Consider the following 11,610-nt stretch of genomic DNA (forward strand, 5'->3'; position numbering starts at 1 on the left):
TCAGGAACGCTCCAGGTTCAGGGTGTGCCGCCCACGGTGATAAGGTCTCGCCGCCCTGCCGGGTGGCGAGGTACGGCACGCGAGCGTTTCGGCTTGCCGTACTGCTCGATGTCTCTGCTGCCCGCTGACGTGGATGCTCATGGCCTGCGGCGACCCAGCTGCAACATAAGCCAACTTGGGGCGGCGTAGAGAATGACTCCGAGAAGCCACGATCGCCACAACGACATCGAGACTTGCAGCAATTTTCTCCAAGGAGGGCTTCCAAGCGGGAAAAAGTGCAGGTCAGACCACGCCCACGACACACCAGGTAAGGATGAAACCCCCTATAGGTCCGGCCTGTTGCACAGCTTCCACCCAGCCTCTCGCCAACGGATCTCTTCGTCGGCCTTCTTACGGAGTAGCGGCTAAAAGAAGGCAATCCGTGCGAGAAGTACGGGTTCCCACCCAGACCCACACATGGGTCCACACTACGCTTAAAAGTAACACGCAAGGGAAGAAGCACAAGTGATCCAGATGCCTCAAAGCTTGGCTGATGGGCGGGAGCCCACGGCGGAAGAAGTCGGGAACCACTTCAAGGTCCCACGCGAGCGCATGCGGCAGATCGGGAACAAAGCCCCGCGCAAATTCATGTACCGAGAAGAACGCCGACGCACCCTCGGGCACCATCTGGGGAACTGAGGAGAACGCAAGGCCGCTCCAACCTGAACGTTCGTATCGCGCAGAATAGAGGACAACTGGGATTGTCCAGTCTGGGAACGTCCATGACGGCTTCCCACTTCATGTTGAGGGTATGCGCAAGGGAAATGACTGTGCTGAACGGCTCCCATTTTGCCCTGCTCACCCCCTGTTGCCGCAAGACAAGATGTTGGAAAGAAGCGGGCTGAGGACTTGATGGGGGCGCGGCCAAGGGGAGCGTATCTGCTATCGGATACGGTGGATCCACGGAGGCTGTTATGTCTGAAGGACGACCAGATCGGCCACAACCCATTGCGCTCCACCGCTACGCCCTCGCGGATCAACTCGTCCGGCTGCGCAGCGAAGCGCCCTTCCACACCCGCGGACGCGATTCGCTCACGCTGGTACGCGACCCGGGCTTCACCCTCCTGCTGATGGTCCTGAAAGCCGGAAAGGGCCTCCCTGACCACACCGCTCCCGGCCCCATCAGTGTCCTTGTCCTCGATGGCCGCGTCACCTTTACGTCGCAGAGTGGACCCATTGAACTTGGCCCGCATGACCTGATTACCCTGCCCACCCGCATCCCCCACGAAGTTATGGCCCTGGAGGACAGCGCCATCCTGATCACCATCGCTCAACCCATCACGCACACGGACCCATTCGGTCTAGAGGGTGAGCGCCAGGCGGACGCTCAGGAACAGGAACAGACCAGGACGTGAAGCTTCGGCCCAGGTCCGCCTGAACAGTTCGGAGCTATGTCCAATTTTGGTGTTCATGCCGGTGGCCGTCACGCTGGCCCGGGCTCTCCCTGGCCTCACCGCGGACAGGCGGGGGTCAGATCTGCCGATTGGCGAAGGTCTGGCACGCCCCACAAGTTCCATCAGAGCCGTTCGTGACCTTAAAGGCAAGGGCTTCTCTGGCGAGGCATGAGCCAGTTGCTCCACGTGGGTGCCAGAAGGGACGGCCCGTTCCAGAACGTTCGTTGTGGTCGGCATTCACCTTATGGCCGCAAGACACGCCGCTGGGCATTATCTGGCGCAGACTCGCCCCACTGCATCACTCAAAACATCTTCCGGATGGGCTCTTAACCCTCCACAGGGATGGTCACCTGATAGGTCATGTCCCGTATCTCACCAGGCTGGAGAACTTGTTCAAATATCAACTCGCCATCCGACCAGGTCACTTCGCCTTCGAGAGCAAGCGGCGCCTCGCTGATGCGCTCGTGCAGCCTCAGCTGCACGGAGCGGGACTTCGCATTCCGGAAGCTGTAGGTCACGCGGTAGGTCGCCTTCCGCTTCTTTATGGCGGGATCGGCCTCTGGTTCGTCGAGGAAGGTGGCTGTACGGGTGTAGGTCACGTCCGGGTCACGGCCCAACGTGAACGTGACGGATTCGCCCGCCGCCGTTTCCTGCCAGCTGCTCTGTCCCACCGTGTAGCCTTGTTCGCGGACCATCACCTGCGCTCCCAGGAGAGGTTGCCCTGCGGTGAGGGTGTACTCCCGGAGGCCGACTCCTTTGTGCTGAGCATACGTACCGAAGGTATTGAGCAGCGTCACGGCGGCCTGAAAGCTTTGCAGGGAGACGGGTTGGAAAGGGACCGTGACGGTACTGCGCGCCGGCAGTACCGGCGGATGCTTGAGGCCGAAGGAATACAGCCCGGCCACCTCCCCAGCCTCCTCCAGTTCAGGCAGACTCCTGGCGAGTTGTGCCGTTCCGACCATGCCCAGGATCCCTCTTGAGAAATCCATCCGCCGCCTTCCTCCAGACAACTCCACCTGTCCGGCCAGGAGCTTGACTTCGTCCGGCACGAGCGGCTGGTCGGACGCGTTCTCCAACTCCGCATACGCGGTCAGCTCCGCATTCCCGGTGGCGTTGACCTCCAAGGTGTACAGGGCTTTCCACGAGAGAGACTGCGTCAGGTAGGAGATCAGGCCCTGTCCGGGTTCATGCAGTTCGAACGTGGCCGTCATGGCGTCAGACTGGCTGAGCGGTGGCGGCTCGGGAAAAAGGAGATGCTGCTTTTGCACGTTGAAGTAGGCGCCCTCCTGGTCTTGCACCAGGAGGTCCTCGGCACGGATGAGGGTCACCTCCTGCCGGCCCTCAGGCGAGCGCCACCAGACTTTCCGGCCCTCCAGTAACGACAGGCCCGTCTGCTGCGGCGTCAAGGTCATGGACGCTGGCGAGAGCCCTACCAAGGCGAGCGACTGGGGAATGACCCGCCGCCAGGCTTCCGGCGGGAAGGTGAAGGTAAGCCGGGGCTCGGCGCTCTCCACCCTGAGGCGCACCTCTGCGAAAGAGGGATACAGGCGAAGCGCCACACCCGGAGGCAGACTCTTGGTCATGCCCAGAGCATGGCAGATCAGCGCTTCGGGCGAGGAGAGATCCGCAAGAGTATGGGCATCATGCCCACGTATTCCACGAGGATCTTCAGGTACTTGCAGCGCTCCTGCCAACGAAGGCAGGATTTGAGCTCGTCCGGCATGGAGGAGGCTCTGCACCCACGTTCGAGGGCCTCCAGGTGGTTTCTTTCACCCATCACTGTGGGGTCTACCGGTTTCTTGAGGTGCTGAACCGACGGGGCTCTGGTCTATGGAGAAGGAGGAGTCTCGCTGGACGGCGTGGATAGGGAGGAGGCGCGTCTCCTCCGCGATAAGCCAGGGGCGCTGGAGCGGGCAACACCGCTTCAACTGGTCCGGTTGCCGCTCACCTTTGCGCGGCAGGAGCGCTTCTGCGACGGGGCCACGCTGGGCTTCTACGGGTCGGGCCTGTTGCTGGGCTTCTTCTGCCCCTTGCCTCCTGGGTCTTTTGAATCCGCCCCTCTGCGCACGGAGCCTCGTTGTCCGTATCGGTGGCCCGGTCTGTCATCTGGACCCGCCTTCAGAACAAGCTCCAGCTCTTTCAGCGAGGCCCTGCTCGTGAACGGATGGCGTCTGGCGGGCACAGGCGCTGGCGCACCTCCTGGCTCCACTGCGTCCGCTCCAGCAGGGTCTCTTCACCCGACCGCAGGTCCTTGACGCGGACTCGCCCTGCCTGAAGCTCCTCTTCTCCGACCATCACGGCCAGGCGAAAGCCCTTCCGGTCCGCGTACCGAAGTTGCTGCCCCAGACGGTGCGGCTCCAGATACACCTCCGCGCGCACGTCCTGTGCGCGCAGTTCCGCTCCCAGCCGCAGGGCTTCTCCCCGGTGCTCGGCCTGCAGTGAGGTCACGAGAACCTGAGCGGTGGTCGAAGCGCCGACGCCCAGGACACCCGCTTCCAGCAGGGCAGGCACGAACCGACTCACCCCGATGGACATGCCGGCGCCTGGGAACGCACCCCGGTGGAAGTTCCCCACCAGGTTCTCGTAACGTCCCCCGGAGCAGATGCTCCCCAGCTGCGGAAAATCGGGGAGCGTCGTCTCATAGACCGTTCCCGTGTAGTACCCGAGGCCCCGGGCGACGCTCAGGTCCATCCGGAAGTTCGGCGTGGGCACGCCCTGGTCCCGTAGGCCGGAGAGGACGGCCTTCAGTTCGCTCACGCCCCGTTCGAACGTGACGCCAAACGCCCACCCTTCCAGTTCGGTGAGCAGCGCGTGGGGATCCGGACGGCCCGTCGCCAGGTCGAAAAAAGGGGCCAGGGCGGCCGGGTCCAGTCTGAATTCCGTCGTAAGGCCCTCGCGCACCCGGTCCAGACCGACTTTCTCCAGCCGATCGAGGATCCGCAGGGCCTGCGGAACAGCCTCCGGGGCGAGGCCGAGGCCCTCGAAGTAGCCCTGCAACAGCTGCCGGTTATTGATGCGGATGCAGAAGGGGCCGATGTCCAGGCGGGTCAGGGCGTCGTTCACGACCGCGGGCAGCACGGCGTCGTACAGCAGGCTGAGCGAACCGCGCCCGATGACGTCGATGTCCGCCTGGTAGAACTCGCGGAACCGCCCCGCCTGGGGCCGCTCGCCGCGCCAGACCTTCTGCACCTGGGACCGCAGGAAGGGAAAGGTCAGCTCACCCTCGCGCTGCGCGACGTAGCGTGCCAGGGGTACGGACAGGTCAAAGTGCAGGGCCAGGTCCGTCTCGCGCTCATCCGGAGCGCCGTTGAGTCGGGTCAGGGCGTAGATCTCCGCGTCGTCACCGCCCTTGGCGGTCAGCACATCCTTGAGTTCGGCGCTCGGGGTCTCGATGGGTGTGAAGCCGTGCGCCTCGTAGGTGCTGCGGATGACCGAAAGGACGCGGTTAAAGGTGAGCTGCTGTGCGGGGAGGTATTCCGGAAAGCCGCTGAGGGGCCTGGGCTTGATCATATGGACCTGACCTGTTGGGTCCTGCCCGGGGTAAACGGTGCAGGCGGGGAAGCGGGTGGGCGGCGCTGTTCTTCAGCGCGCGGCCGTTCTCGTTCCCGGGATGTCGGTGCAACCGTTCCATGGGGAGCAGCATAGGGAGCGGACAGAACCTCTGTACCCGCCAGGTGACGTACGCCATCGCCCTCAGGCGATACGCTGTTCCATTTGCCGTATGCCACAGCGCGGATGAGCAGCCACGTCCAGGGCGCGAGGATGCGGCGCACGCTTCCCTCTGCCCGAGTCGACATCGCTGGCCCCCGTCCCCTTTCCCTCATCTGGCAGAAAGACGAACTGGTGGACTGGGCGGGCGGAGGAACCCGTTACCGCCTCGATGGCTCGGTGGGGGACCGTCCTCTCTGCCCTTTCCCTTCGGTGCGGCGGTAAGCACGGAGGATGGTCAGTACATCGTGGTCTATCAGCGGCTCGGCACCCAGGGCCTGCTGTCAGGGGCAGGCAGCTGCTGCGGGAGATCAACCGGAGCTATACTGCGCGGACGCGTACGGGTACCCGGTGGCCTTGACGCGCAGTGCGCGAGGAGTACTCCTCGCGCACTGTCCAGAGGAGTACAACGTGCTGGAAGACGCGGGCACGGGTGAGCGGTTAAGCGCCCGGACAGGTGAAGTGGCCGACTTTTTCCACTCCCGCCTGCGCTTCTCGCCTGGCGGCGGGCACCTGCTGAGTGCCGGCTGGGTGTGGCATCCCTGGGACGCACTGGCGGTCTACGACGTTGCCGCAGTGCTGGCGGACCCAACCCTCCTGAACACGCTGCCGGAGGTGGCAACCACCGATTTTCCCCATGTGATGCGGAGCGCCGACTTTCTCTCGGAGGACCAGGTGATCGTCGCGCTGGACCTGCGGCAGTGACGAACTGGGACAGACGCTCCTGATCACGGCGAACCTCCGGGAAGGGCAGGTGGTGCAGACGCTGGACATGACGGCTGAACTGGGCACGATTCACGCCGTTCAGGGCGGTATTCTGGCGCTGCACCATCACCCCCGGTTGTACAACGCCTCAACGGGAGTGTTGATCACGCAGTGGCCGGATCTGAAAACCGGTGAGCAGCAGAGCAGCATCATTCGTCACATCGGGCGTCCCCCGCCCTTCGCCATGGACACGGCACGAAGCCGCTTCGCCGTGGGTACGGAAGAGGGCGTGACGGTTCTCTCCCTGGGGGCATGAAAGGGAGGGCAGCGATGCTCGGACAACTTCAGGAGGCTTCACCGTCATGCCTCAGGGCAGAGGCATACGGCCAGTGACGCTTCACAGTCCCGCAGCGGCCGTCTCCCTGAGTTCCCGCAGCGTGACCATTCAGCAGGAGCCAACGGTGAGGTCGCTGCAGTGTTCACACGCAAGTTTGGTTTTACTCGCTTGAGCCGTATAAACGGGTTTCCTTGTTGCCCAGTGACGCATCGATGGCCGCCATCACCTCGTCGGTGAGCTGGGGAAGCACCTCGAGCGCGGAGAAATTCTCCACCACTTGCGTGACTTTGGAGGCACCAGTAATCACGGTGCTCACATTCGGATTTTTGACGCACCACGCCAGGGCAAGCTTCGGCAAGGTCGTGCCCAGGTCGTCGGCAATCTTGGCCAAGCCCCGGACTTTGACCAGGTTGGTTTGGCCTTCTTCACTCTCGAGCCTGGCTTTCAACCATTCGTAGCCGGGCAGGTTGACGCGGGTGTCGTTCGGAACCACATCGTTGTATTTGCCAGTCAGGAGACCGCTCGCCAGCGGCGACCAGACCGTGGTGCCCAACCCGAGCGTGTCCGGGCGGTACAAGCGGCTGTATTCGACCTCGACCCGGTAGCGGGTGAGCATGTTGTATTGCGGCTGCTCCATGGTCGGGGGAATCAGGTTGTACTGACGGGCGACGGCGTAGGCTTCCATCAATTCCTGCGCCGACCACTCACTCGTTCCCCAATACAGCACGTCACCGCGCTGGATCAATTCGGTCATGGCCCGCACCGTTTCTTCGATGGGGGTGTTGCGGTCCGGGCGATGACAGAAGTACAAGTCCAGGTACTCGCATTGCAGGCGTTCGATGGCCTGGTAGCACGCCTCATAAATGTGCTTGCGTGAAAGTCCCCGCTGAGTGGGCGCTGGGTTTTCAACCGCTCCGCCGAACACTTTGCTTGAAACGATGTAGCTGTCGCGCCGCCAACCTGCCTTGGCCAGGGCCTGGCCCATGATGGTTTCAGCCTGGCCCCGAGCGTACACCTCGGCGTTGTCGAAGAAGTTACACCCGCGGTCATAGGCGGCGGACATCAGTTCCAGGGCACCGTTCACATCTAACTGCGTGCCAAACGTCACCCACGCACCGAAGGAAAGCTCACTGACCTGCAAACCAGATTGGCCCAATCGACGATATTCCATAGCCTCACCTCGCGTTCCACCCTATGCCAAAGCAGCACATCTATTCTTGAACTCAGGTTTAGACACGCCAAGCGTATTCTCCCGAGCTTCACGCCTGCTCGAAGCGAAGCAGGATGTTGGGTTGTGCTGCTCCAGTGGGCCGTCAAGAACGGTCTGTCACTGTCAGGCCGCTGCAAGCACCGCCAGGAGGAAGGGCTCCTTGACAGACCGTTCTTGACGGCCCACCAGCACTACAGTTGCAGTGGGCGGTTCTGTCCCTCAAACATGGGAATTCTTGGGAGGTGACTGGTGACAGAAAGTCTTTGAGCAACAGGTTCCCAAAGGAACTGCAATTATAGTACTAAAAATAAGGCAACTATTCAGCACGATCGCAATTGTCCTGCTGAATAGTTACAACTGCAGGCAACAACTCAGCACGAGAAAGATCCCCTGTAACTACTCACCACGAGTATGACTCTCGTGGTGAGTAGTTACTGTAAATGAATAGAAGGTCAGCTACCGCAAAGATCTGACCTTCTATTCATTGAAATATTCTTTCGCTCTGCGACCCTCATCAATCCTTTTTAATTCGCCTCAGTCCATTATTCTTAATAGTTGTGTTTTAATTTTCATTAAATTTATCACTAAAATCATGACTGACGTCTTTAATTACATTGACAATAGTGATACACAAAGAATAGATATTGGCATCATTTAAGAAACGAATGCTTAAGCCATCTATTAGATCAAAGGAAGCTAATACTCTAGGATTTTCATTGATTCTCTCTTCTACTTCAAGCCAGAAATCCTCTTCTAGTCCCCAAAGGTCTCTGGTAACATTCTCATCCCTATCAACTTCTTTTGAGCATATGAAACCCTCAATTTTTATTGATAGAGCTCCAAGAATGACGGATATTTTATTGAGAAACACATAATCCGAGCATTGATAATTTAATCCAATCGCTATTTTTTCAATACCATTTATATTATCAAAAGTAAGTCCGTCTATTATACTTGCTTCTGAAAAAGATCTAAATAGGAAGTCTATTGAGCTTAATACCTCTCCATTATTGGAATAAATCAAACTCTTCCTCCTGAATATATTCTCATCTATAGACTTATCGTCTAAGTAAACACTCATGTCATGTATGTTCTGGGATGTATGTAGTCTTTTTTTCTGCATCTTTATTCCCTAACGCCGTTTAGGGCTGAGCGAGGTTATGGGCGAGGACGGCCAGGACGACGCGGAGCCGGAGAGAGGGAAGTGTTTTGGTCTGAACGGAGCGAATTTGAGCTTCGACCAATTGTGAAAAGACGGTTTCAATGCGTTTGCGGAGCTTTGGGTGGCGGTCTTGCCGCCACCCGTTGTCATAGCGGGTGTTTTTCTTGGGTGGGAACAGGTAGCCCAGGCAGCAATAGCCCTTGTCCCCAATGATCTTTGGCCCGCCGAACTCAGGCCACCTCCGGTTCAACTCATAGCTGACGGTGGTGTCGTGAAGATTGGCGGGTTTGAGGAGGTACTGGACGATCTCCCCTGCGGGTGTCACCCAGGCATGCAGCTTGTACCCGTACACGTCGCCCTGGGTCCCAAACCCCCATTTCGCTCCCGGGAACTTGCACCGCTTGCCTCGTTTCGGGCGACACACCGGGAGCGGCATGGAGTCAATGATCACTTCTGCACAGCGTTTGGCGGGGCTGACCAAGGCTTCGAGGCGTTCCAGCAGACGCACGCTTCGCATGTACGCCTGGGTGTAGGAGGGAAGACCGACGCGGTCTTCCCTCAACATGTTCCACCAGATCGAGCGATACGGCTGCTTGAACACGAAGCGAGCGAGCAAGAGGGCCACGAGCAGGGCATCCGTCAGCTTCTGATGCTTAGAGCATTTGTCTGAATTACGCTGTGAGGGGTGCCCTTCCCCTCACGGCTCCTTTCTCCTGCATCCTCCTTCAAGCTCGCTCACGCTGCTCGGTCAAGAAGAAGACCTCTTTTTGACAAACGCTCTAAATCGCTTCAGATCGCTGAAGTGCCGCTTCGCCCAACGGTGGAGCTGACGAATCACCGCACGACGACCTAAACTATGATGGAGACGGTATCTGCACATACCGTCTCCATTTTTCCTCGTCTCCGTCCTACTCGGCTACCCCAGCCTCAAGCCCTAAACGGCGTCCCTAATTCCTCTTTATCTGTGACTATTCAGCACAAAGAAGAGGTCCGCACTGACAATCTACATCTAATCAAGTAACCAAGCTTCTACTTCCTTGCTATAATAAAACTCAGGCTTCTCTTTATTTGAAAAAAGAATTCAAACAGTGCCATATATGCTGCTATTCTACCATTGCCAGGATATGCATCTACAAGTGCAGTCCGAATATCCGCAATGTGAAAGTGGTATTTTTCACCTGATAGATCATCCTTATGCGTAACAGCTCAGTGCAAGAACGAGAGCTTAGGAAGAAGAACGTCGTTCTGGAAGATGCTGACCAACCCGTTATAGGCACAGAGGCCTTGCTTCTGAAGCGTCGAGAGATAACTCCGGATGCGGCAAAAGTTCTTCCCTCCTGCAGCAGAACGAAAGCCACCAGAAATCTTGCGCTTCACGCACACCATTCGAAGGTCTCGCTCAGCTTGATTGTTGTCAAATGGGACACCTTCCTCGTGGAGAAAGCGTAACACCTTGTCTCGGTGCTTCTGACAGCGAAGCGCGAGGTTCCGCCCAGGAGACTGCTTCACCCGTCCCCGCTGCTTCGGAACCGACTCTGCTGCGGGGTTGGAAATCAACCCCGCTTCCACGAGTTCATCAAAGCGAACCAGGAACGTGGCCTTCTCCGGTGGCGTGAGGCTGCCTGTCTTGTGTTGATGGTAGACACCTTGGAGTGCGGTCCGCAGTTCCCCCGCCCAGCCTTGTCCCAGCTGTTCGTGAAGGAAACGCAACTCCCGGAGCAGGTGCGCGTTACACAGCGCGTGGCGGGCACAGAGTTGGAAGTACGAAAGCCAGGCATCATGCATCAACACCCCACAGTACCGGGGCAGGACCCCCAAACCTGGATGGCGGCCGACCCGCGGTGGGGGTCGTGTCCGTAGAGGGTGAGTTGCTTGCTGCTGATGACGTGCACCCAGGTGAGCTTGCCCTTCACCTTGCTGCCCGTCTCGTCCACATGCAGGACGGGTTCTTCGAGCAGGGCTTCTTTCAGGCTGACCTCAAACCCAGCCAGTCGCTCTGTGGCGAGGTTGAGGTGCAGCGCGAGGGTCCCTTCACTGGGACGCTGACCGTACAGCGTTTCGAGCACGTCGCCCACTCGCTTGAAAGGGAGGAACTGAGCCACATTGAGGTATACCGCCACGGCCTGGAACCGAGGGCCGTACTGCACTTGACCGCGCACGTCCCCTGGGAACGCCGCCTGTTGTCGTTGGTGACAGCGGGGGCACACTTTCACTTCGGCCTGGTACTCGGTCACGTGCAACTGGACTTCCGGCAGGTCCATGACCTGCCGAGCCAGGAGGTCGTGCACTTCGACTTCATTCCAATGCTGTCCACACCTACAGCTTCCTGTCACGGGCAGCACGACGACCTCATCGGGAGAAGGGCTCATCTTCAAGGTGGTGCCTGGGTATCCCACTTGACCACCAGAAGAACGAACGCCCTTCTGGCGTTCGCTCTTGGGTTTCTTCCGCCAGGCCTGGTCCTGGCTGGGGGGTTGATGGGACGTCTCGCTGGTCCGCGCGACCTGTGCTTCCAATTCGCGGATGCGTGCTTGGAGCCGTTCGCAATTCGGGCAGGTCGAGTCTGAGATGCCCTCACCTTACTTCATTCCCCTGCGCTGCTTAGGACCCTGCTGAGTAGTCACCCCGCAGCACTGCAAGGGCCAGGGTGAACACCCCTCCCCCCCATTCCGTCCTCCCTCCCCGTATTCCCCTGTAGAAGACCCAGCTGGCCGTTCCCGAGGTTGCCTCTGCGGCGGTTCAGCCCTGCGGCTGAGCAGGAACTGACATGGCCTCATCCAGGGTATGACGTGCAAGTTCCCGTTACAGGCAGGACAACCACTTCGTCGGGAGAGGCGCTCATCTTCAACGTTGTTCCTCAGTGCCCCGCCTGACCACGGGAAGAACGGGCGCCTTTCTGGCGTTCACTTTCGGGCTTCTTCTGCCAAACCTGGCCCTGGCTGGGGGCCGGTGGGAAGTCTCGCTGTTGTGTGACCTGTCCTTCCAACTCGCGGATGCGCGTTTGGAGACGTGCGCAGTCCGGGCAGGTCACGTCCGGGATGTCTTCACCTGACCT

10 protein-coding genes and 2 pseudogenes are annotated in these 11,610 nt (G+C 59.4%); 6 read left to right on the forward strand and 6 right to left on the reverse strand.

What is annotated here, in order from left to right:
- The first annotated feature begins 504 nt into the window (after window positions 1-504).
- Both B9A95_RS31280 and B9A95_RS00785 read left to right on the forward strand, forming a co-directional pair.
- Window positions 505-678 (forward strand): hypothetical protein, encoded by a 174-nt coding sequence (locus B9A95_RS31280; RefSeq protein ID WP_342744548.1) that lies wholly within the window; start codon window positions 505-507, stop codon window positions 676-678.
- 275 nt (window positions 679-953) lie between these two features.
- A complete protein-coding gene (locus B9A95_RS00785; RefSeq protein ID WP_084045077.1) occupies window positions 954-1,394 on the forward strand; it encodes a cupin domain-containing protein in 441 nt (146 codons plus the stop codon).
- Between the two features lie 365 nt (window positions 1,395-1,759).
- Here B9A95_RS00785 and B9A95_RS00790 read toward each other — a convergent pair whose 3' ends face one another.
- A complete protein-coding gene (locus B9A95_RS00790; RefSeq protein ID WP_084045078.1) occupies window positions 1,760-3,016 on the reverse strand; it encodes a hypothetical protein in 1,257 nt (418 codons plus the stop codon).
- A gap of 276 nt (window positions 3,017-3,292) precedes the next feature.
- On the opposite strand from B9A95_RS00790, the gene B9A95_RS34915 reads away from it, so the two are divergent.
- Window positions 3,293-3,688, forward strand: a complete 396-nt coding sequence (locus B9A95_RS34915) for a DUF6508 domain-containing protein (protein ID WP_245808075.1) — start codon at window positions 3,293-3,295, stop codon at window positions 3,686-3,688.
- Here B9A95_RS34915 and hisS read toward each other — a convergent pair.
- A complete protein-coding gene (gene hisS / locus B9A95_RS00795; protein ID WP_084045079.1) occupies window positions 3,573-4,943 on the reverse strand; it encodes a histidine--tRNA ligase in 1,371 nt (456 codons plus the stop codon). The genes B9A95_RS34915 and hisS overlap by 116 nt on opposite strands.
- A 204-nt stretch (window positions 4,944-5,147) precedes the next feature.
- Here hisS and B9A95_RS31285 point away from each other — a divergent pair, with 204 nt between their 5' ends.
- From B9A95_RS31285 to B9A95_RS00805, 3 genes are all read left to right on the forward strand, one after another.
- Complete coding sequence (locus B9A95_RS31285) at window positions 5,148-5,366, forward strand: hypothetical protein (RefSeq protein WP_139806332.1); 219 nt, start codon at window positions 5,148-5,150, stop codon at window positions 5,364-5,366.
- Between the two features lie 132 nt (window positions 5,367-5,498).
- Window positions 5,499-5,846 carry a hypothetical protein gene (locus tag B9A95_RS00800; protein WP_139806333.1) on the forward strand — a complete coding sequence of 116 codons (348 nt, stop codon included), beginning with the start codon at window positions 5,499-5,501 and terminating at the stop codon, window positions 5,844-5,846.
- A gap of 67 nt (window positions 5,847-5,913) precedes the next feature.
- Window positions 5,914-6,162: a hypothetical protein gene (locus tag B9A95_RS00805; protein WP_139806334.1), complete on the forward strand. Its 249-nt coding sequence runs from the start codon at window positions 5,914-5,916 to the stop codon at window positions 6,160-6,162.
- Between the two features lie 181 nt (window positions 6,163-6,343).
- Here the strand turns inward: B9A95_RS00805 and B9A95_RS00810 are convergent, their stop codons facing one another.
- The 4 genes and pseudogenes from B9A95_RS00810 to tnpC form a co-directional block, all read right to left on the reverse strand.
- Window positions 6,344-7,354 (reverse strand): potassium channel beta subunit family protein, encoded by a 1,011-nt coding sequence (locus B9A95_RS00810; RefSeq protein WP_084045082.1) that lies wholly within the window; start codon window positions 7,352-7,354, stop codon window positions 6,344-6,346.
- Window positions 7,355-7,955: 601 nt separating this feature from the next.
- Window positions 7,956-8,417 carry a hypothetical protein gene (locus tag B9A95_RS31290; RefSeq protein ID WP_139806335.1) on the reverse strand — a complete coding sequence of 154 codons (462 nt, stop codon included), beginning with the start codon at window positions 8,415-8,417 and terminating at the stop codon, window positions 7,956-7,958.
- A 118-nt stretch (window positions 8,418-8,535) separates the two neighbouring features.
- Window positions 8,536-9,435, reverse strand: a pseudogene (locus B9A95_RS00815) (IS982 family transposase).
- 326 nt (window positions 9,436-9,761) lie between these two features.
- Window positions 9,762-11,125, reverse strand: a pseudogene (gene tnpC / locus B9A95_RS00820) (IS66 family transposase).
- Window positions 11,126-11,610 lie beyond the last annotated feature (485 nt).

Origin of the sequence: Deinococcus hopiensis KR-140, assembly GCF_900176165.1 — a bacterium.
Classification (GTDB): Bacteria; Deinococcota; Deinococci; order Deinococcales; family Deinococcaceae; genus Deinococcus; species Deinococcus hopiensis.

Bases quoted from the DNA above. Each gene is read 5' to 3' on its own strand.
- B9A95_RS00785 (WP_084045077.1), top strand. From the start codon at position 954: ATGTCTGAAGGACGACCAGATCGGCCACAACCCATTGCGCTCCACCGC.
- B9A95_RS00790 (WP_084045078.1), bottom strand. From the start codon at position 3,016: ATGACCAAGAGTCTGCCTCCGGGTGTGGCGCTTCGCCTGTATCCCTCT.
- hisS (WP_084045079.1), bottom strand. From the start codon at position 4,943: ATGATCAAGCCCAGGCCCCTCAGCGGCTTTCCGGAATACCTCCCCGCA.
- B9A95_RS00805 (WP_139806334.1), top strand. From the start codon at position 5,914: ATGACGGCTGAACTGGGCACGATTCACGCCGTTCAGGGCGGTATTCTG.
- B9A95_RS00810 (WP_084045082.1), bottom strand. From the start codon at position 7,354: ATGGAATATCGTCGATTGGGCCAATCTGGTTTGCAGGTCAGTGAGCTT.